Annotated in this window: 16 protein-coding genes and 3 riboswitches; of the genes, 5 read left to right on the forward strand and 11 right to left on the reverse strand. The window is 53.3% G+C overall.

What is annotated here, in order from left to right:
- Positions 1-2,004 (reverse strand): hypothetical protein, encoded by a 2,004-nt coding sequence (locus BLP91_RS04300; protein ID WP_091567017.1) that lies wholly within the window; start codon positions 2,002-2,004, stop codon positions 1-3.
- A gap of 24 nt (positions 2,005-2,028) precedes the next feature.
- The gene (locus tag BLP91_RS04305) at positions 2,029-3,264 is read right to left on the reverse strand and encodes an ATP-grasp domain-containing protein (RefSeq protein ID WP_245662100.1); all 1,236 of its coding nucleotides are present in this window, start codon (positions 3,262-3,264) and stop codon (positions 2,029-2,031) included.
- A 334-nt stretch (positions 3,265-3,598) separates the two neighbouring features.
- On the opposite strand from BLP91_RS04305, the gene BLP91_RS04310 reads away from it, so the two are divergent.
- The 4 genes from BLP91_RS04310 to BLP91_RS04325 all read left to right on the forward strand — a co-directional run bounded on the left by BLP91_RS04310 (position 3,599) and on the right by BLP91_RS04325 (position 7,432).
- Entirely contained in the window at positions 3,599-4,216 is a 618-nt protein-coding gene (locus tag BLP91_RS04310; RefSeq protein WP_143003456.1) for a hypothetical protein, read from the forward strand.
- Between the two features lie 186 nt (positions 4,217-4,402).
- Positions 4,403-4,657 (forward strand): DNA alkylation repair protein, encoded by a 255-nt coding sequence (locus tag BLP91_RS04315; protein WP_091567020.1) that lies wholly within the window; start codon positions 4,403-4,405, stop codon positions 4,655-4,657.
- Positions 4,658-4,783: 126 nt separating this feature from the next.
- Positions 4,784-6,322, forward strand: coding sequence for a fumarate hydratase (locus BLP91_RS04320; RefSeq protein ID WP_091567022.1), 1,539 nt, complete (start codon positions 4,784-4,786; stop codon positions 6,320-6,322).
- A 237-nt stretch (positions 6,323-6,559) separates the two neighbouring features.
- Positions 6,560-7,432: a DUF1002 domain-containing protein gene (locus BLP91_RS04325; protein ID WP_245662102.1), complete on the forward strand. Its 873-nt coding sequence runs from the start codon at positions 6,560-6,562 to the stop codon at positions 7,430-7,432.
- Positions 7,433-7,990: 558 nt separating this feature from the next.
- Here the strand turns inward: BLP91_RS04325 and sdhB are convergent.
- From sdhB to metX, 4 genes are all read right to left on the reverse strand, one after another.
- Positions 7,991-8,764 (reverse strand): succinate dehydrogenase iron-sulfur subunit, encoded by a 774-nt coding sequence (sdhB, locus tag BLP91_RS04335; RefSeq protein ID WP_091567025.1) that lies wholly within the window; start codon positions 8,762-8,764, stop codon positions 7,991-7,993.
- Positions 8,761-10,536, reverse strand: a complete 1,776-nt coding sequence (sdhA, locus tag BLP91_RS04340) for a succinate dehydrogenase flavoprotein subunit (protein WP_091567027.1) — start codon at positions 10,534-10,536, stop codon at positions 8,761-8,763. The genes sdhB and sdhA overlap by 4 nt, the downstream gene beginning before the upstream one ends.
- Before the next feature lie 17 nt (positions 10,537-10,553).
- Positions 10,554-11,198, reverse strand: coding sequence for a succinate dehydrogenase cytochrome b558 subunit (locus tag BLP91_RS04345; RefSeq protein ID WP_091567029.1), 645 nt, complete (start codon positions 11,196-11,198; stop codon positions 10,554-10,556).
- Between the two features lie 247 nt (positions 11,199-11,445).
- Entirely contained in the window at positions 11,446-12,558 is a 1,113-nt protein-coding gene (gene metX, locus BLP91_RS04350) for a homoserine O-acetyltransferase MetX (protein ID WP_091567091.1), read from the reverse strand.
- 85 nt (positions 12,559-12,643) lie between these two features.
- Positions 12,644-12,745: riboswitch (SAM riboswitch) on the reverse strand.
- Between the two features lie 361 nt (positions 12,746-13,106).
- Between metX and BLP91_RS04355 the strand changes: the two genes are divergently transcribed.
- Positions 13,107-14,036 (forward strand): S66 peptidase family protein, encoded by a 930-nt coding sequence (locus BLP91_RS04355; protein WP_091567031.1) that lies wholly within the window; start codon positions 13,107-13,109, stop codon positions 14,034-14,036.
- Between the two features lie 101 nt (positions 14,037-14,137).
- Positions 14,138-14,240: riboswitch (SAM riboswitch) on the reverse strand.
- A 60-nt stretch (positions 14,241-14,300) separates the two neighbouring features.
- On the opposite strand, the gene BLP91_RS04360 is transcribed toward BLP91_RS04355, so the two are convergent.
- From BLP91_RS04360 to BLP91_RS04380, 5 genes are all read right to left on the reverse strand, one after another.
- Complete coding sequence (locus BLP91_RS04360) at positions 14,301-15,329, reverse strand: ABC transporter ATP-binding protein (RefSeq protein ID WP_091567033.1); 1,029 nt, start codon at positions 15,327-15,329, stop codon at positions 14,301-14,303.
- A 12-nt stretch (positions 15,330-15,341) separates the two neighbouring features.
- Entirely contained in the window at positions 15,342-16,262 is a 921-nt protein-coding gene (locus BLP91_RS04365) for an ABC transporter permease (protein WP_091567034.1), read from the reverse strand.
- On the reverse strand, positions 16,263-17,210 hold the full coding sequence (locus BLP91_RS04370; RefSeq protein WP_091567035.1) for an ABC transporter permease: 948 nt from the start codon (positions 17,208-17,210) through the stop codon (positions 16,263-16,265).
- Positions 17,211-17,288: 78 nt separating this feature from the next.
- Positions 17,289-18,929 carry a peptide ABC transporter substrate-binding protein gene (locus BLP91_RS04375; protein ID WP_091567037.1) on the reverse strand — a complete coding sequence of 547 codons (1,641 nt, stop codon included), beginning with the start codon at positions 18,927-18,929 and terminating at the stop codon, positions 17,289-17,291.
- Positions 18,930-19,263: 334 nt separating this feature from the next.
- Positions 19,264-20,502, reverse strand: a complete 1,239-nt coding sequence (locus tag BLP91_RS04380; protein ID WP_091567039.1) for an aspartate kinase — start codon at positions 20,500-20,502, stop codon at positions 19,264-19,266.
- A 122-nt stretch (positions 20,503-20,624) separates the two neighbouring features.
- Positions 20,625-20,810, reverse strand: a riboswitch (Lysine riboswitch).
- Between the last annotated feature and the right edge of the window lie 228 nt (positions 20,811-21,038).

The raw sequence follows: 21,038 nt of genomic DNA on the forward strand, positions 1-21,038 counted from the left end.
TTACATCGCACCGTACCCACACCCCAGCGCGTTTTTGCCGATCCAATTATATTCCTGTCCCCAGCTTTCCCGGGCCAGCTTTTCAATCTGTTCCACCGTTTCATCCTCAACCGCAAATGCATCCCCCTGCTCGTAGGGGTTGTAGTGAAAAGCATACAGCCGCGAGACGAACTGGTGGAAAGGAAGCGAAGATTCGCCCTCGTATTCGCCATGCCCCCGTACAGCCGGCTTGATTCCCTGACCCCAGTTTTGCGAGCTGTCGTTGTTGGGGTTGTAAAAATAGACTCGGTATTCCCCTTTAGGATCCTTGGCGATCCGTTGGATCGAGATGGCATGAAACCCGAGCATCTTACCGTATACCGTCGTAATACAAATGCCGACGGGATTGGGATAAGTCATCTCGTATCCCTCGTTATATTCCGGATGGTGTGTGGCGTAAAACAGACGAACAAAGGGGGCATAATCGGTTACATTCCCCGTGAGATGATCAAATACCTTGGTAAACCCATTGGGGATCCACTGGCCGTAAAAGGCCGGGTTGACCCATTTATGGGGATCATCCAGCCGGAATTGCACCCTGCGGACCATTTCCGCATAGATCCGGTCCAGATGAGGGACCAGGATCAGAGAGACCGGATCCAGCTCCTTGTGCAGTTCAGGAGCCAGGCCGCCGGGCAGATCCTTGGAGTGGATCGTATCCCCTTCAAAATCCATATCGATATCCCCATCCCGGGCCGCTCTGGCGACCAGCTCCAAAAGATAACCCGGCGCATGGATCGACCACAGGCTCAGGGCCCGCGCACTTTGACAAGTAGGGTTTAAGCCTTGCCCCACCCCCAAAGGCTGCCCCAACACACTGATCACACCGGCGGTCATGATATCGTTCGCCGTCAACCCATCGGTATCAGAAAAAGCGTTTAACAGGGTTTGCCGCACGTTAGGGATAATATCCAGCTCGACTAGCCGACGCAGTCCGGGAACCACGGGATGATAGGACAATACCCCCCGTTCCAGCATGCGGGCAAAGCCATAGAGGGATTGCCGGGTCGGCAAGTGGATAGCCACTTTGATCAGCTCTCGAACCAGGGAAAGATTCTCCTCCAGATTGGCCTTCCCTTTGGCGTTCAAGGAGAGGGCCGTCGGGAGCAGATCCGTCTTCGAGCGGTTGAGATAGCGGATCAGAATCACATGATACGGAGAGACGAGCCCTGTCTCTCGCATCGACTCAGCAAAAGCCTCTGCTTCCTTTTTCAACTCCCCTTCATCCAGATTTTTCAGTTCCTGGCGATAATCTTTGTAATCGGAATGCTTTTGGCTGAGTGGAGTCAACTGGGAGATGGCCCGGTAATAGCGTTCGATCTCTTTTCGATGCTCTTCATCCACATTAGAGTTCATCAGCTGTGCCGCTTTTTCCACCATCAACTGGATCCGGTCGACCATGATCGGCCGTTGAACGGACAAGCGTACTATCTCTTCGATCAAGGTGCCGGACAGGGCTTTGAGCGACATTTGGTCCACAATCACCTTAAACAGGCGCTGCGCCCGTTCCGTCTCCTTCCCCTGTTGGGCCCCTTCATCATCCACCTCTTCAGGAAAGATAAAGTCCAGATTGAGCGCCATCACCTCGTTAACATACTCCTTGGCCTCTTCCGCTGACACTTTTTCGTGTTCGACCCGTCCCTGGGCAATGGCCACCATCCTCAATTCACTCAAAGCGGCCACAATCGATTCCACGCCATCCACTCTGAGGGAACCGTTAACCAGATTGGGTTGCAGCTTCGATGGATCTTGCCAAGGGCCGCCTTCAAACACTCCGGCTTCATCGAAGCGATCCGCATAGGAATACAACATCTCCATACCGTCCAAGGTATCCATCTGCCGGCCCGCTTCCTGAAAAAAATGATTCTGGTATAGCTGTTTGGCAAAAGGTTGCGCTTCCGCCAAGGTGTTGAGTGCCTGTACAAACCGATCCGCCCTGTTTTTTTCCGTCATTTCCATCGCCATAAAGCACATCTACCTCCATGTTGGTTATATGTAAAAATCGTGTTTGACAAAATCACGTAACGGCTGTCTCACCTGCTCGCAATCCTGATGGTAGAAAAAAACCGTGCCGTGGTGATTTCCGTAACCTTCCCGGTCGGGGACCTTCCGTTCCACCGGGGTGAACATATTGTGTCTGTCAAAGCCCGGGTGTTCCTCCAATTCTTTCGGAATATCAAGTCCCTGGATCCGTTTGACACGGGGATAAACCAGCAAGCTTCCCGCATGACCGTTCGCTTTCCTCTCATCGGGAAAGAGACTTTTAAACTCCTCATCCTTCACATCGGGATCAAAGCACAAGAGATGGGCTTCGAAGGGATTAAACCCATAAGTTTTTTGGATGAGTTCATAGATATGGCCGCCAGGGACTCGGAAGGCGACTTCACCGAAGTGAATTCGTCCATCATCTGCCAAAAAAAATTCCGGGTGGATCACGCCATACTCCAATTGAAAGGCGTCGATCAACTGTTGACAGGCCTTACGAATCTGGGGGCGTTTTTTTTCAATTTCAGGCGAAGGAGGAGCCATCATGGAATAGCCGAAGACCACATATTCCGTGATGTTCAAAAACTTGATCTTCCCCCGGTGAATAAAAACTTCACAGGAGACCTCCACCCCTTCCAGGTGGCTTTCCATCAGGCACGGAAAGTTGCTGTCATCCAGCTTCTCTTCGATATCCTTCTCCGACTGTATCAACCGGTGGCCCGCTGCTCCGGCCCGGTCGAAAGGTTTGATATGAATCGGTGCTTCTCTATCCGCTTGGAGATGGACATCATTGATCCGCTGGAGAAAACGACGCACATCCTCTCTATTATTCCCCTCCTCAAATACGCCCACGCTGAGGCCCCCGATCAACGCCCTCCGCTTCATTTTGGCCTTGTGACGGAACAAAAGCGAATGGTAAAAGAGACGCGGATCCTCTCTGAACATCCCGTTCAGCGCCCCGGCCCACTCCACCGTCTCTTCAAACAGCGGAATCGCCAAACGAACCCCGTACTCTTTTAAACGGTCGTATAGTTCACCGGCGTGCTCCAGACGTTGTTCCATAGGAATCTCGTTGTTTAGTCTCTCAAAGTCCCAGCCTACGAAGGGAATATCGTATCTTCTGGCGTAACTTTCACAACTGGGCGGTCCCACGACCACAAAAGGACGATTAAGACGGTCGGCCGCCTCCATCATCGGTAAACTCCATCCAATCAAGGCTACAGGTTGTTTTGCTTCCACAGTTGGTTTCCCTCCACTTCATATTTCTCCACATTTCTCATCTTTTCCATTGGCCCTTTGGGAAATACCGGGGGCAGAAAAAAGAGACGAACCGTGCTTACGGATTTGTGATAGGTCAAGCCGCCGTCCACATAGCATGGGGTAGCGGAAGATATGATGGGACCATATCTCCTGTCTGAAAGAGGGGGGATGGAACACGAACCGTACCGACCGCACTTCAAGAATGACCTCAGTCCCACCTCGAAGCCGTCGCCTGTCGTCGATTCCGCTGGACAATTTATGGCCCCATCTGCCACACGCTGTTTTGGCGTTGACAGAATTGGAACAGGATGAGATGTATCCGTTACTCACAGCCACCGCTATTCCCCGTTATTTAGAAGAGGCGACCGCTTTTGGGCGGGAGGCGGCGACAAATGAGAGCGATGATGGGGATCTCACCCGTCTGTTCAATCGGATCATTCAATCCGGTGTACGGGTTCGCCTGATCGAGCAAAACGGGGCGAAGGGAAACGGCTGGATTCGCGCACAGTATCATCGAAAACCGCCCACAATCGATGTGTATCGTTCCTCCATGGAGCAGTTGGAACAATTTTTTGCCAAATGTGGGTACCGCGTCGCTGAAGAAGACCTGATCGCCCTACATCTGTATCACGAGTGGTTTCATCATCTGGAGTCGACGCGACTGGGACGAACCGACTACCGTTTGCCCAAGGTGAGGAAAAAAAAGTGGGGACCGCTTGTTTTCCGACAACGGGTTTACCGGCTCAGGGAGATTGCCGCTCACGCCTTTACTCAGGAAGCGATGGGCTTAACCTGGTCCCCGTTGTGGTTGGATCATCTGCTGTTGTTGACGGAAAAAGGCTGGACGAAAAGCCAAATTCGGGAACACTTTCAGTTTTTGCACCAAAAGTATCAAAAGATCACGGAATCCGACCGAGAAGCAAGAACATAACCCTCGCTGGATGCGGGGGTTTTGTCGTGTTTCCGCCCTACCCAGGGAATGAAGAAGGGAAAATCACGGAAAAATAGAAGCGAGATTCGGGATCAGTGGGGGGAATGATCTCCTGGGTTTCGATATTGCCTTGAACAAGGGTGTTTCCTCCCTTCGCGATCACTCCCCCCGAGGAGGTGTCTAGCGGTGGAGAACCCTTACCTGTGTCCGGTCTGCGGTACCAATCGCATGCGCTTTAACCTGATTGAACAAAAAGCGCGACCAGTAAAAAAAGATCCTCGGACAGGGGAAATCATGGAAGAGGTGGACAGAGCCGACCCCCTCCATATCCCTTACCGGGGAGAAGATGTCCGTGTTCAGTGCGGGGTGTGCGGCGTAGTGGACACAGAAGAGCGTTTCATCAAAACCGCTCAGCATGAATCCCATGCCCGAAAGGGATAAAACGACTCCAAAACCCGGGACAGATCCCGGGTCTTTCTTTATCTATACATCTCGGCACTTCGCCCACAGTATTATATAATAGAAGTGTAGAGGAATCCGAAAATGTAAAAAGGAGTTTGTCTAGTGATGCAATCATTGAAGGAATCCTTGCTGGAATTAATTACAGAAACCTCCACCAACCTGCCTCCGGATGTACGGTCTGCCATTCAACGGGCAAAGAAAAAAGAAGATTCCGGGACGCGGGCCGCATTGGCATTGTCCACCATTTCCGACAATATTGAAACAGCTGAGGAGAATGTCTCTCCGATCTGCCAGGATACAGGGATGCCCACTTTTTATATCAAAGTGCCTGTCGGCATCAACCAGATCGAGCTAACCCGCGCCATCCGGGAGGCCATCGTGGAAGCCACCCAAACCGGAAAACTCCGCCCCAATGCTGTCGATCCCCTCACCGGTGAAAACAGCGGCGACAACCTGGGAGAAGGCGTCCCGGTCATTCACTATGAACAGTGGGAAAAGGACGAGATCGAAGTCCGACTGATCCTGAAGGGCGGCGGATGCGAAAACAAGAATATCCAGTATAGCCTTCCCACGGAACTGGAAGGTCTGGGACGGGCCGGCCGCGACCTGGACGGCATTCGGAAGTGCATCTTGCACAGTGTCTACCAGGCCCAGGGACAAGGATGCAGCGCTGGCTTTATCGGTGTCGGCGTCGGCGGCGACCGCACCACCGGCTATGAGTTGGCCAAACAACAGCTGTTCCGGAAATCCACCGATACCAACCCCAACCCCGACCTCGCTCGCCTGGAAGAGTACATCATGGAAAATGCCAACAAGCTGAGCATCGGCACGATGGGCTTCGGTGGAAATACGACCTTGCTCGGCTGCAAGATCGGTTCGATGCACCGCATTCCGGCCAGCTTTTATGTGTCCGTCGCCTACAACTGCTGGGCCTTCCGCCGACAAGGGGTCACCATCGACCCGGAGACGGGGAAAATCAACCGCTGGCTCTATAAAGATGAACCCGACACTGAACCGGTCACTGTCACCGAGCCGGAGGAGCCACAGACCCAATCCAGCACCCGGGAAGTGCGATTGATTCCACCTATTTCCGAAGAGGACATCCGCAACCTTCGTGTCGGCGACGTGGTTGTCTTGGATGGATTGATTCACACCGGTCGAGATGCTCTGCACAAATACTTGATCGATCATGATGCCCCTGTCGATCTGGAGGGAGGAGTCATCTACCACTGTGGTCCGGTGATGCTGAAGGATCGAGAGGGTAACTGGGAAGTGAAAGCTGCCGGCCCTACCACCAGCATCCGGGAAGAACCCTACCAGGCGGATATCATCAAGAAATTTGGCATCCGGGCTGTCATCGGAAAAGGCGGCATGGGCGCCCGCACCCTGGAAGGCTTGAAGGAGTCCGGCGCGGTCTACCTGAACGCGGTCGGCGGTGCGGCGCAGTATTACGCCAACTGCATTACCGGAGTGGAAGGCGTACACTTTATGGAATTTGGTGTACCGGAAGCCATGTGGCACCTGCAGGTCAAAGATTTCGCCGCCATTGTCACCATGGATGCTCATGGCAACAGCCTCCACAAAGATGTGGAGATGGACTCTCTGGAACGGCTGGCCCAGTTCAAAGAAAAAGTTTTTGCCTGATGGCAACAAAAATATTTTCAATGAAAGGCGGGATCGCTACCGCCTTTTTTTGTTATTCACACCCTGTCGATTTCCATGTAAAATAAGGCTGTATTGAGAATTGCTCCCTCAGGGAAGACGGGAAAAACCTTGAATATCTCACACAGCCACAGCAGGGCAAAACATATAAAATCCTTTATACATGAAACAACACTAACATTTTCCTCGTCTTTATAAGTTGAAAAGGAGGTTTTCTTTTTGATAAAGAAACGAATGCCACTTTGGACATTGATCGGACTGCTCCTATTCGCTTTTGCTCTTCCAACCACCGTTTCCGCTGATGCGGTGACCGGTGAAACCGTGGTGACGCTGGGACAGGATTTGACTCCGCAGCAGAAGGAACAGATCCTGCAGGAGATGAATGCCGACTCTAATGTGAAGCAGATTCAAGTGACTAACGAGGAGGAACATAAATACCTGGGGCAATACCTGGATAAAGCCACAATCGGCAGCCGGGCCCTTTCCTCCGCCAAAATCACCTTGACCGAGGAAGGATCCGGCATCCAGGTGCAGACCAACAACATCACCTCCATCACGGAACAAATGTATGCCAATGCCCTAACCACCGCCGGCGTCAAGGATGCCGAAGTATATGTCACCGCTCCGATGAAAGTTTCGGGGACTGCCGGCCTGACCGGAATTCTGAAAGCCTTTGAATCAGCTGCCGGTAAAAACATCAATGAAGAACAGAAACAGGTGGCCAACGAAGAGATGGTCCGTACCTCCGAACTGGGACAAAACATCGGAGATAACCAAAAAGCGGCCGATTTTATGAATCGGGTAAAAGAAGAAATCGCCAAACAGCAACCCCAGTCCCCTGAAGAAGTGAAGGATATCATTGTCAACGTGGCCGGCGACATGAATATCAACTTAAACAACCAGGATATCGAGAACATCACCAACCTGATGGTGAAGTTCTCCGAACTAAACATCGACTGGGACAATCTGGCCAACCAGCTGGACAAATTGAAGGATGTGGTCAATTCCGAGGAGGCCCAAGGATTTTTCGACAAGCTGATCAGCTGGCTCTCCGATTTGCTAAACTCCTTGAAAGGTGTTTTCTCCTCTTAAAACCAACCGATCGATCCATTAAAAACCCGGCAGAAAACCGCTCCGCCGGGTTGTTTATATACCACAACCCTTCTTAACTGTCGGTCAGTTTCGGGCGTTTCGCTTCTAATCCTTTAACTTCCCGCAATCGGTGGCCAGCGCTCATCGAAAGGTGATCCCCCATGATCAGACGCCCGCCCACTAGATGTTTTATGATGAATGGCAGGTCCGATACGAGGGGGCGTTTGCCGAAAGAGGGACTTACTCTCCTGTCTCGCGGAGAATTAACAAGGGGGCAAGAGGCAACAACCACCTTCAAATTCACCCCGGCTTTACCCCTGCCCGTAGCAGAATCATATGAACGGATCAACCCATCTTCTCTACAGGACAGCAGTGGGAGCGGCTTTGGGTAAATGCCATGCTCATTCTCGCAATGCTTCTCAGCAGGTGTGTCCGGATGGACAGGCGCCCACCGACCTACCTTCCTTTTCACAGGCACAAGTACTTTCCTCCTCTCGCACTTAACGGGCCCATAAAAAAACTCCCCTGTGAACAGGGGAGTTTTTCTGTGTGATGCGTTTACCGGGAGAGCCATTTGCGGAACATATGCTTGGTTCCTTCCCGGTTCATACGGGCGATGGCCGTGGTCAGCGGAATCCCTTTGGGACAAGCTTGGACACAGTTCTGGGAGTTACCGCATTCCTGCAGGCCGCCGTCTTCCAACAGGGCGTCAGTCCGCTCATGTTTGTTCATCGCCCCGGTGGGATGGGCGTTAAACAGATCCACTTGACCTATGGCAAAGGGACCGATGAAGTCGGAGCGGGAGTTGACATTGGGGCAAGCCTGCAGACAGACACCGCAGGTCATGCACTTGGACAACTCATAGCGCCATTGCCGGTCCACTTCAGGCATCCGCGGTCCGGGGCCCAGGTCATGTGTCCCGTCGATGGGTATCCAGGCTTTCACCCGTTTCAGCGCATCGAACATCCGACTCCGATCTACCACCATGTCCCGGATCACCGGGAAGGTGTCCATCGGCTGTACCCGAATCGGCTGCTCCAGGTTATCCACCAGTGCGGAGCAGGCCTGACGGGGGGTACCGTTAATCACCATGGAGCAGGCACCGCAAACCTCCTCCAGACAGTTGGCCTCCCAGCTGATCGGATTGACCCGTTCCCCTTTGGCATTCACTGGATTGCGCTGGATCTCCATCAAGGAGGAGTTCACCGTCATATTGGGGCGATACTCCAGCTCAAACTCTTCCTCATAGGGCTGGCTATCCGGTGAATCCTGGCGGGTAATGATGAAGCGGACGGTACGTTTTTCCTCCGCCGTCTTCGTTTGTTCACTCATTTATTCTCCGCCCCCTTGCTGTCAGCTTGCTTGGCCACGTCATACCGACGCGGACGCGGTTTGATGAGGGAGGTGTCCACTTCTTCATATTCAAAGGCCGGTCCGTTTTCCGTATACTTGGCTTTGGTTGTATACAACCAATCTTCGTCGTTACGGTCCGGGAAGTCCGGCTTATAGTGGGCCCCGCGGCTTTCGTTCCGATTGTAGGCACCGATGGTGATCACCCGGGCCAGTTCCAGCATGTTCCACAGTTGCCGGGTGAAGGAGGCGGCCTGGTTGTTATAGGTGCTGGAGTCGGCGATGTTAATCCGCTTGTACCGCTCCATCAGCTCCTGAATCTTATCGTCCGTCTCCTTCAATCTTTTGTTGTAACGGACCACCGTCACATTATCGGTCATCCATTCACCCAGCTCCTTATGCAGCTGGTAGGGGTTTTCGTCCCCATCCATGCGCAGGATATTGTCGTATTTCTCCTGCTCCTTCTTGCCCTGGGCTTCAAACAGACTGGAGGGCAGATCCTCATAGGATTTGTCCAGACCTCGAATATACTCGAGGGCACTGGGGCCGGTCACCATGCCGTCGTAGATACAGGAAAGCAGGGAGTTGGCACCCAGACGGTTCGCGCCGTGGTATTGATACTCCACCTCACCGGCGGCAAACAGACCCGGAATGTTGGTCATGCCATTGTAGTCCACCCAGAGACCACCCATGGAATAGTGGACCGCCGGGAAGATCTTCATCGGTACCTTGCGAGGATCTTCACCCATAAACTTCTCATAGATCTCGATAATGCCGCCCAGCTTAACATCCAGCTCTTTCGGATCTTTGTGGGACAGGTCGAGGTAAACCATGTTTTCCCCGTTGATTCCCAGTTTCATATCGACACAAACCTTAAAGATCGCCCGGGTGGCGATATCCCGGGGAACCAGGTTTCCGTATTCGGGATACATTTCCTCAAGGAAATACCAGGGTTTCCCGTCTTTATAGGTCCAGACGCGACCCCCTTCCCCGCGGGCGGATTCCGACATCAGCCGCAGTTTGTCATCCCCTGGAATAGCAGTGGGGTGCACCTGGATAAACTCGCCGTTGGCGTAGTAAGCACCCTGCTGGTAAACGGCGCTGGCCGCTGTTCCGGTGTTGATCAGGGAGTTGGTCGATTTACCGAAGATAATCCCCGGTCCGCCGGTAGCCAGGATCACCGCATCCGCCGGGAACGACTTAATTTCCATGCTGCGCCGATCCTGGGCTACAATGCCGCGGCAACGCCCTTCATCGTCCTGAATGATCGACAGGAACTCCCAATGTTCATACTTGGTGACGTTCCCCGCCACTTCATAGCGACGAACCTGCTCATCCAGGGCGTAAAGAAGTTGCTGACCGGTGGTGGCACCGGCAAAGGCGGTACGGTGGTGTTTGGTCCCCCCGAAACGTCGGAAGTCCAAGAGGCCTTCTGGCGTACGGTTAAAGGGAACACCCATCCGGTCAAACAGATAGATGATCCCGGGTGCCGCTTCACACATCGCTTTGACCGGCGGCTGGTTGGCCAGAAAGTCCCCGCCGTATACAGTATCGTCAAAGTGTTCCCAAGGAGAATCCCCTTCCCCTTTGGTATTTACCGCACCGTTGATGCCTCCCTGTGCACAGACAGAGTGGGAACGACGAACGGGTACCACTGAGAAAAGGTCGATGTCGGCCCCCGCTTCGGCCACCTTGGTCGCAGCCATCAGACCGGCGAGGCCGCCACCGACGATGATCACTTTTTCCTTCTTCATTTTGGCAAAGCCCCTTTCTACCGCTGAGCCAACTGATTGGCAAGATCACCGAACGCAAACAGCGCGCGGAGTCCAACATAGCTGACCAGTACGAATACAACTGCCCAAACATAAGAGGAAACCCGCTGAGCCCGGGGACCCACGGTGATTCCCCAGGATACGAGGAAGGACCACATCCCGTTGGAGAAGTGGAATACAGCGGCCAGAATCCCGATCGCGTACCATACCTGGGTGACTGGATCGGAGAGAAGCTGCGCGGTCATCCCCGCTAACTCATGGGCACTATAGTCGTACAGTGCCACCTTTAACCGGGTCTCCCATACGTGCATCGTTACAAAAATCAAAGTGATGACACCGGTTACGCGCTGAAGCATAAACATGACGTTGCGAAAAGTACTGAAGTTTTTCAGGTTGTTGCTCCCCGTAAAGGCGATATACAGTCCATAAACGCCGTGATACAGGAGAGGTAAAAAGATAAAGAAGATCTCCAGTACCGGCAGGAAAGGAATGCCCCAAATCCATTCCACCTGCTCGACAAAAGCGTTTACACCTTTGGTTGCTTCATAGTTTGTGATCAGATGCTCAACCAAAAAAAAGCCGACTGGGATCACACCCAGCAGGGAGTGCAACCGTCTGTTGAAAAAACTACGGTGCTTGCTCATCATCTGCCCTCCATTTACCCCTGATTTAAAACGTGGAAACCTTCTCCCCCAAAAAGGCAACGGCTGAGAGGCCTCATCTAAAAGGTTTCGCTTCCGGGAAAGAAAAGTTTCATCCCGATGACATGATAATTGTACTCTCAATTTCGACAGACCGTCAAGTTAGGGGTTGCGGCAATTCTGGTAAATAAAAGCAACGAGCATAAAAAAACGGACCGGTTTTAACCAAACCGATCCTGGGACTTTTAACTCAGCCCACTGTACTGCGGGAACGCGTCCCTGTTAAGAAGTTTTTGATACGGGGTCCCATTTCACGAAAATCGACTAGAAATGCATCATGACCATACTCTGAGGATATCTCCAAGAGGTCACAATTTTTGTCCAATCCTTTCAACTGCTTATAGAGTTCCCGCTGCTGCTCGATGGGAAACAACTGGTCCTCCTGGATTCCGATCACCAGCACCTCCGCCGTGATCCGAGACAGAGGCATCTCTTCCCGATCCCGTGCCAGGTCGTGAGTATCCATCGCCTTCAACAGGTGCAGATAACTGTTGGCATCGAAACGCTTTACCAACTTATTGCCTTGGTGGCGCAGATAACTTTCCACCTGAAATAGAGAGTTCATCTGGGCCACATCCCCCTCCACCTGCAGCCCACGGCTGAATCGCTTCTCAAAGAGCTGCGGCGTGCGGTAAGTGACCATGGCCAACATGCGGGCTACAGCCAATCCCTTCACCGGACCCGGCCCCGGATAATAGTCTCCGTTTTTGTATCCGGGGTCGGACAAGATCGCCTGCCTCCCGATATCGTTGTAGGCGATCGCTGTCGGTGTCAGAGAAAAAGCGGTGGCGATCGGGACCAGTTTTCTGGCGAAGGCGGGGTACATCACGCCCCATTCCAACACCATCATCCCGCCCATGGAACCCCCGATCACCATTTCCGCCCGTTCAATTCCCAATACCTCCAAACACCGTTTCTGAACCCGGACCATATCTCGGATGCTGACGAAGGGAAAGGAGGAACCGTAAGGCTTCCCCGTTTTCGGATTCACAGAGGAGGGGCCGGTTGAGCCGTCGCATCCGCCCGGAACGTTCATGGTGATCACATGGTACTGATCCGTATCGATAAAACGATCAGGACCGATCAATCCGTCCCACCAACCGGGAGAGGCTTCGTCCCCTACCGCATGGGCATCACCGGTCAGCGCGTGGCAAACCACGACCACATTGCTCCCATCGGATTCCGGTGCCTGCCCAGCGGATTCCAATGCTACATTTACTTCCGGGAGTACCTCTCCACCTTCCAGTCGGATCGAACCCACCGATACGGTTTTGCGCTCGAAGATCCGGGCAGTTACCGGCATTTGTATCCCCTTCCTGTACTTGAGAAATAAAAACACCCTCTCCCGGAGGAAGAGGGTGGCGAATACACGGTTGTCACCAACGCTCTTCTCATCTTCCGGGGCAGCCCCGCAGGAGTTGGCACCTTTCCCAAAATGGGTGGTTGCCGCGGTTTCATCGGGCCAGTCCCTCCACCGCTCTGGATAAGAAGAAGTCGATCATCGTTATGGAATTGGCTTTATCATAAGACGATTGTTCACAATTGTCAAGACCTTATCTAGTGGGGTGGTCCGTCAGAATACCCTTTACTTATCTACACTGTCTGGAGAGGTCATGTTGCCCTACGTCCGTTGCACCCATACCATAGGGCACAAGTCTCGCCTGTTCACATCGTTCCGGTCTCACTATGCCATTCTTGAAGAGTGACACTGTTGCTCCGGATCACCCTACGGGCGTGGGCAAAAGCTGACACCATGCAGTAGATTTCGTTCATGATCAATGATGGGGTCCCCTTCCCCCTTTTTTTGCATAGAGATAGGCAAAATGCCTTTTTTGAAAAGGGGATAACGTCATGGCTATAAGACCACCGGCTTTACAGATGGGTGATACGATTGGGGTCGTCACATTAGGTAGTCCGCTCCCTGCGAATATCATTAATGAGCGTTTAAACACGGTCCGAAATATGGGGTTCAATGTTGTGCTCGGTGAGCATGTGTACGATCAAAACGGGTTTCTCGCCGGGACGGACGTGGAACGTGCTGCTGATCTGATGCGCATGTTTGAAAACGAGGATGTGAAATTGATCCTGCCGACAAGAGGCGGGGTGGGAGTCGCCGGGATCCTGCCCTACTTGGACTTTGAAGTGATTCGTCGCCATCCGAAAATTGTAACAGGATACAGCGACATTACCGTATTGCAAAATGTGTTAACGCAATATGTCAATTTGATCACGTTCGACAGTTTAATGCTCATCGACTTTCAGTTGGAGACACCGATATACAATTTCAACCAATTCTTCACAGCCACTTCGACTTTCACTTCACCAAGACAAATACAAAATCCACCGGGCATTCCACTGGTAAGCAAAGTTCCCGGCAATGTGATCGGTCCAGTTGTCGGGGGAAACTTGACTTCGTTCGTCGATACGTTGGGAACTCCTTTTGAAATCGATACACGAGGAAAAATTTTACTCCTAGAAGAGACGCATGAACCGATCAATACCGTATACAGGTATATGAATCAGCTGAAGTTGGCTGGTAAATTCCACGATTGTATCGGCATTATTATGGGTCAGTGTACGGAATGTCCGATAGCTTATGGTCAGTCATATGAAGATTTAATCAACGAATTGATCGTCCCGCTCGGAAAACCACTCATGACCAATCTTGCCACGGCACATGGGAGATATAAAGCGGCGATTCCGATTGGCGCGAGGGTTCACTTAAATACGATGAATCAGACGATAACAGTGATGGAACCCACGGTTTCATATACGGGTTGAGAGGCAACACTTACCATTGGTATGCCCCTTCCTGTGCTTGAAGTAAAACCACCCTCTCCCAGTGGAAGAGGGTGGTGTGTACGCGGTGATCAGCAACGCTCTTCTCATCTTCAGGGGGCAGCCCCGCAGGAGTTGGCACCTTTCCCGAAATGGGTGGTTGCCGCGGTTTCATCGGGCCCGTCCCTCCACCGCTCTGGATAAGAAGAAGTCGATCATCGTTATGGAATTGGGGTCATAAGATGATTGTTCGCAATTGTCAAGACCTTACCGAATGTTGACCCGGGCGGCGGGCTCATCTCGGTCTGCCGCTGGGGCGTCCGGGTGTTCCAGCCAACAGGAGACCTGGTGAGAATCAGACACCTCGGTCCACGCCGGCATCTCTTCGTGGCAGATGTACATGGCATGGGGGCACCGATCAGCAAAGGGACAGCCCCGTGGGGGATCGAGCAGATCCGGCGGGGAGCCGGGGATCGGGATCAGATCGTCCTCCCGCTTCTGATCCAGCCGCGGCATGGAATCCATCAGTCCCCAGGTGTAGGGATGGCGGGAGCGATGGAAGATATCATCGACGCGGCCGGTTTCCACCACTTTTCCTCCGTACATGACGGCCACCCGCTGGGCCATTTCCGCCACCACGCCCAGATCGTGAGTGATCAGAATGATGGCCGTCTCCATCTTTTGCTGCAGTTCCTTCATCAGGTCCAAGATTTGAGCCTGAATGGTGACATCGAGGGCGGTGGTCGGTTCGTCTGCGATCAAGATTTTCGGGTTACAGGCGAGGGCAATGGCGATCATCGCCCGCTGCCGCATTCCCCCGCTGTATTGGTGGGGATACTGGTGGATCCGTCTCTCCGGGTTGGGAATCCCTACCAACCGCAACATCTCCACCGCTTTTTGGAGGGCTTCCCCTTTGCCAAAATCATGGTGCCACTGCAACCCCTCTGTGATTTGCCGCCCTACAGTCATCGTCGGATTGAGGGAGGTCATCGGATCCTGGAAGATCATCCCGATCTCAGAACCGCGAATTTTGTACATCTCCTGATCCGGAACCTGGGTCAGATCCCGCTCCCCAAATCGAATCGTGCCCGACTTGATCACCCCTGGAGGGGAGGGAATCAGTCGGACAATAGACTGAGCGGTGACGCTTTTACCGCTCCCCGACTCCCCCACGATGGCCAAGGTTTCTCCCTTATCCAGGTGGAGATCGACGCCCCGCACCGCTTTTACTTCTCCATTATAGGTTTGAAACGAGACATGGAGTCCCTCGATTTGCAATATCGTCTGGTTAGTCATGTCATCCCCACCTCACTTTCGCATTTTCGGATCCAGCACATCCCGAAGCCCGTCCCCAAAAGCGTTGAAAGCCAGCAACGTCAAGCTGAGGAATAAGGTGGGGAAAAACAGGCGCCACCACTCGTCGGTCAAAATCACCGTCAGGGCATCGTCGATCATCGTCCCCCAACTGGCTACCGGCGCTTGCACCCCGAGTCCGAGGAAACTGAGGAAAGCCTCAGCAAAGATGGCATTGGGAACAGTATAGGTGAGCAACACCAGAATCGGTCCCATCGTGTTGGGAATCAGATGCTTCTTCATCAGCCGCTTGGTATCCGCCCCCAAGGTGCGAGCAGCCATCACATACTCCTGGTTTTTCAGCTGCAACACCTGTCCGCGGACCAGACGGGCCATGTTGAGCCACCCGGTCACAGTCAACGCGATGATGATCGTATCGAGCCCGGGGCCCAACACCACCAAGAGCAGAATCACCACCAGCAGATAGGGCAGGCCCCACAGGACATCGACGATCCGCATCATGATTTCATCCGTGCGCCCACCCTTATATCCGGAAATCCCCCCGTACAACACACCGATCACCAGGTCGATCAGAGCGGCAACCACCCCGATGGTGAGGGAGACTCTCGCTCCGTACCAGGTTCGTACAAACATATCCCGGCCCAGGTCATCTGTCCCAAACCAATGTTCACTCGAAGGCCCCAAATTGCGCCCATCCCCTAGATCCTGCTGATAATAGGTGTATTCCGTCATCCAGGGACCGGCGATGGCCATAAACGCCAACAGCAGGATGACGACCAGACCGCCCATTCCCAGCCAATTTTTGCGAAGACGAATCCAGACATCCTGCCAAAAGGTGAGACTAGGCCGACGAATCGCTTCCGCCTCGGTCAGCTTCCGTTCCGCCCGCTGAAATTTTTCCGCAGGAATCGCCATCTAGTTCCCCTCCTTTGCGCCCAACTTGATGCGGGGATCGATCAGACCGTAGAGGAGGTCAACCACAAAGTTCATCATGACCAAGAGAGCGGAATAAAAGATCGTGACTCCCATAATCACCGAATAATCCCGGTTGCTGATGCTATCCACAAAATATTTGCCGATTCCCGGGATGGAGAAGATTTTCTCGATGACGAAGCTCCCCGTCAAAATGTTGATGGTGATCGGGCCCAGGATCGTCACCACGGGAATGATGGCGTTTCGCAGCGTATGACGGGAAAAAACCTTCAATGGGGGCAGTCCTTTGGCGCGGGCGGTCCGGATATAATCTTGCCCCAATACATCCAGCATGCTGGAGCGCATCAACCGGGTAACCAAAGCCAGCGGAAGGAAGGAAAGAGCGATAGAGGGAAGCACGGTATATTGAAACTCGCTTCCAAAGCCGTCCCCCCAGGAGGCAATCGGGAAGATCTCCCACTCCAGCCCCAAGTATTTCTGCATGAGCGGGCCTAGTACAAAATTGGGGACGGACAACCCCAGCACGGCCACCACCATCAGGATATAATCTGTCGGACGGTTTTGCCGGATCGCCGCGATCATCCCCATGATCACACCGGCAAAGGAGGCGATCACAATCGCCTGCAGCCCCAGGCGGGCCGATACGGGAAAGCCGGCGGATAAGATCTCATTGACGCTGCGACTGGGGGTTTTGATGGAAATCCCCAAATCCCCCGTAGCCAGATTTTTCATATACAACACATACTGTTGCGGCAGCGGCTTGTCCAGATTGTACTTGGCCTCCAGAGCCCGCAACGTCTGCTCCGGCAACTTTTTTTCCGAACTGAAGGGATCCCCAGGGATGGAATGCATCAAGACAAAGGTTACGGTGGAGATCAACCACAACGTCACCAATAACAGGATCAATCGCTGTCCGATATAACGTGCCACCTGCAACACCTCCTCCGGCGGTTGAAAAACGCATGGCAAAGCCACCCCGGAAGGGGTGACCCGCCACGCTTCCCCACCTTACTTCTCCGTCACATAGGCTTCGGTGTAGTCGATGCTGGCATCGGGCAGATACTTGACGCCTTTGACATAATCTTTACTGAGATACACCTTGGTGTAGAAGTAGATCGGCGCAATCGGCATCTCTTCCATCAGGAGATCCTCCGCCTCGTGCATCGCTTCCATCCGCTCTTTCTGATCGGCAGTTGATTTCGCCTTTTTGATCAGTTCGTCGTACTTCTCATTGCTGTAATTGGTGTCGTTGTTCCCACCCCCGGTCACCCACATGTCCATGAAGGTCATCGGATCCAGATAATCAGGCAGCCAGCCGAGACGGCCGATCTGGAAATCGCCGGACTTGGTTTTCTCCAAGTACACCTTCCACTCGGAGTTTTGCAGCTTCACATTGACATCGAGGTTTTTCTTCCACATCTGCTGGATCGCTTCAGCGATCTTTTTGTGCCCTTCGTCGGTGTTGTAATCGATGGTGACGGAAGGCAGTTTATCCCAGCCTTCCTCTTTCATGCCTTCCTCCAACAGTTTCTTGGCCTCTTCCGGCTTGGCCTTAGGAGCGAGATAATCATCCCGGGTATCCACCCACTCTTTATCCTGGTCATGATCCGGGATCCCCCAGGGTACAAACCCGCTGGCCGGCTGCTGGCCGCCTTCGGTCACATTTTCCACGATGGAGGTGCGATCGATGGCCATAGCGAAGGCCTTACGGATCTTCTGGTTGGTGAAGGGTTCCTCCTCCACGTTAAACATATAGAAGTAGATCGCCGGCTCCTTGGTCTTCTTCGCCTCTCCTTCATCGAGCAGCTTTTTGGTCATATCCGCTGGGATGATCGTGGTATCCCCCTCATCGACCTTGCCGGCTTGATACTGTTGATAACCGGTGGTCGCGTCCCCGATGAAGGGCAGGTTGATCTGGGCCAATTTCACCTTGTCAGCGTTCCAATAATCTTCGTTCTTCTTCAAGACGATCTCCTGGTCATGCTTCCAGGTGTCCAGGGTGAAGGGACCGTTACCGACGTAGGTTTTGGCCTCGGCAGCCCAGTCCTCATTCTTCTCCGCCACACTCTTGTTAACCGGCATCAGGGTGTAAAAAGAAGTGAGACTGACGAAATAGGGTGTCGGCTGTTCCAGTTCCACTTCCAACGTCTTGTCGTCGACGGCTTTCACCCCGACATCTTCCGCTTTGGCATCGCCGTTATAAAACTTCTCCCCATTTTTCAGGTAGAAGAGTTGGTAGGCGTAGTCGGCGCCGTTATCAGGATTGAGCACCCGCTTCCAAGCGTATTCAAAATCCTCCGCCGTCACCGGATCGCCGTTGGTCCATTTGGCGTTTTCCCGGATGTGGAAGGTGACCTTGGTCGCATCTTCATTCACTTCCCACTCCTCCGCCATCGCCGGCTTCGGCTCGCCATCCTCCCCCATCCGGGTGAGGCCTTCCATCACGTGACGCAGGACCAGACCGGATTGATTATCAGTTGCTTTGAGAGGATCCAGGCTGGGTGGTTCGCTCTTAATCCGTCCCACGTTTAATACCTGTTCCTCGGCCATCCCGCCTCCACCGGCTTCACTTCCTCCGCCGCAGGCCGCCAAAAAGGCCATGCTGACGATGGTCAGAAGCGAGATCCATCTGGTCAGATGTCTGGACATGTCAAAACCCCCTTGAGTGAAATGAGCGGCTCCAATAGCCATGGCAAGCTGTCCGAGAAGACGATGGAATAAGATCCCGATCGTACGGACGACTTACCTATGCCCAATAATTTATATTCGGTTCCCTCGAAAAAAATCCTGCTGTAATCACCCAATTTTTCTTTTATTCTATCTTCAGAAATCATTCGAAAATTACAGCAAGAAACAGCTGCCATCCGATTTTTCTCACAAGGGGATTACGCCGGACGACTCTTGGTCCCAGGAGCTATCGCTCATCAAAAAAGCACCGGGTGGTCACCGGTGCCCAAAAAGGTGTCCTATTTTGCAAAAGGGATCAGGAACCGACGGTCGCCAGTTCTTCCACATCCAGTCCGAAAACGGTATGCAGTTCCTGAACCGCCTTGACTGCCTCTTCTTTGGCGATCACACAGGAGATCTTGATCTCGGAGGTGGAGACCATCTTAATGCGAATCCCCGCCTCAGAGAGCGAGGTAAAGGTCTTGGCCGCCACACCGGGGTTGGTAACCATGCCGGCGCCCACGACCGAAACTTTGGCCAGCCCGGTCTCCGACAACACCCTGAGGTAATCCAGCTCTTCCTGGTGATCTTGGATCACTTGGCTCGCTTGCTCCCATTCATTTTCATGAACGCTGAAGGCGACATCGATCCGCTCGTCGTCGTGTTCGCTGGTAACGATCATGTCCACGTTAATGCTGGCATCGGCCAATTTGTTAAACAGCAAGGTGAGCGATTCCGTGCGGTTGGGTAGTCCCACCACTTTCATCCGGGCCACTTCCAGATCGTGGGCCACTCCGCGCACATTAAGTTCTTCTTCCATCCCTTCCGCCTCCTTCACCCAGGTTCCTTCCTCTTCTACAAAGCTAGACCGGACCACCAGCGGCACCCCGTGGGTCATGGCACACTCGACGGAACGGGGGTGCAACACACCGGCGCCCAAGTTGGCCAGTTCCAGCATCTCTTCATAACTGATTTCCGACAGTTTCCCTGCCTTAGGAGCCATTCGGGGATCCGCCGTAAACACCCCGGTGACATCGGTATAGATCTCGCAACGATCGGCCTCAAGTGCCGCCGCCAGAGCCACTGCTGTCGTATCGGATCCTCCTCGGCCCAGTGTGGTGATCTCCCCATCGGGAGAAACGCCCTGGAATCCCGCTACTACCACCACTTCTCCACGATCGAGAGACTTGCGAAGGTTGGCGGTGTCGATATGTTCAATTCGCGCCTTGCCGTGGATGGGATCGGTCTTGATACCGGCCTGCCAGCCCGTCATGGGATGGGCTTTCGCACCTTTCTCCATCAGTGCCATCGACAAGAGCGCGATGCTCACCTGTTCCCCAGTGGTCAGCAGAACATCCATCTCTCTTTGTGCCGGACGATCGCTGATTTCTTCCGCCAGGGCCACCAACTCATCGGTACTTTTGCCCATGGCGGAAACAGTCACCACCACCGAATGCCCTTCCGCCCGGGTACGGGCAATCCGTTCCGCCACTTTTTTGATCTTTTCCACGCTTCCGACGGATGTTCCGCCAAATTTTTGAACCACAAGTCCCATGTCGGTTTGAGAACTCCTCTCCTTGTTTTAAATGGTTTTCGACCGCCGAAACAGCTAAGGCGACAGCAGGAAGGTCCAGCTGTCGCCTTGACTGACGGCAATGAACAGCCTCGTCGCCCCCTGTGACACGTAGTGCTCCACAAATCCAGACAAGGATTTGTGACAGTCCCGGTCCTGTTCGGCCCGGTCCCAGCTTTCCACCCCGCGGCGGGATGGAAAACTTCGGCGAGTCCCCCTTTCCCTGCCGGTCCCCGGTTGCCGCCCCCTCGCGACAGGTACTGATGATCACCCGCTCCTCTAGTTCACACGAACGTGAGGAATCCTCATTTTAGTTACCTTCTGAAGAGAAAACCGCAACGATTGCTGTCTTCCCGATGTTGTTTCGATCTTAACATATGGCATGGAGCACCGACAAGCGAAGATAGAAGGATGTGGGTACGGCTGTTGTTAGCATCCGCCGGTCTGGGAGCTCTCCTTTTCCCTCAACCCAAAATCGGAAACGAAACCAAGCTACAGCGCCTTAACCGATAAAAATC

Origin of the sequence: Melghirimyces thermohalophilus (genome assembly GCF_900102685.1) — a bacterium.
Classification (GTDB): Bacteria; Bacillota; Bacilli; order Thermoactinomycetales; family DSM-45169; genus Melghirimyces; species Melghirimyces thermohalophilus.

Excerpts from the sequence above, each read along its gene's own strand:
- sdhA (WP_091567027.1), bottom strand. The coding sequence starts at position 10,536 with ATGAAGAAGGAAAAAGTGATCATCGTCGGTGGCGGCCTCGCCGGTCTG.
- BLP91_RS04355 (WP_091567031.1), top strand. The coding sequence starts at position 13,107 with ATGGCTATAAGACCACCGGCTTTACAGATGGGTGATACGATTGGGGTC.
- BLP91_RS04365 (WP_091567034.1), bottom strand. The coding sequence starts at position 16,262 with ATGGCGATTCCTGCGGAAAAATTTCAGCGGGCGGAACGGAAGCTGACC.
- BLP91_RS04300 (WP_091567017.1), bottom strand. The coding sequence starts at position 2,004 with ATGGCGATGGAAATGACGGAAAAAAACAGGGCGGATCGGTTTGTACAG.
- sdhB (WP_091567025.1), bottom strand. The coding sequence starts at position 8,764 with ATGAGTGAACAAACGAAGACGGCGGAGGAAAAACGTACCGTCCGCTTC.
- BLP91_RS04375 (WP_091567037.1), bottom strand. The coding sequence starts at position 18,929 with ATGTCCAGACATCTGACCAGATGGATCTCGCTTCTGACCATCGTCAGC.
- metX (WP_091567091.1), bottom strand. The coding sequence starts at position 12,558 with ATGCCGGTAACTGCCCGGATCTTCGAGCGCAAAACCGTATCGGTGGGT.
- BLP91_RS04360 (WP_091567033.1), bottom strand. The coding sequence starts at position 15,329 with ATGACTAACCAGACGATATTGCAAATCGAGGGACTCCATGTCTCGTTT.
- BLP91_RS04310 (WP_143003456.1), top strand. The coding sequence starts at position 3,599 with ATGTATCCGTTACTCACAGCCACCGCTATTCCCCGTTATTTAGAAGAG.
- BLP91_RS04320 (WP_091567022.1), top strand. The coding sequence starts at position 4,784 with ATGCAATCATTGAAGGAATCCTTGCTGGAATTAATTACAGAAACCTCC.
- BLP91_RS04345 (WP_091567029.1), bottom strand. The coding sequence starts at position 11,198 with ATGAGCAAGCACCGTAGTTTTTTCAACAGACGGTTGCACTCCCTGCTG.
- BLP91_RS04380 (WP_091567039.1), bottom strand. The coding sequence starts at position 20,502 with ATGGGACTTGTGGTTCAAAAATTTGGCGGAACATCCGTCGGAAGCGTG.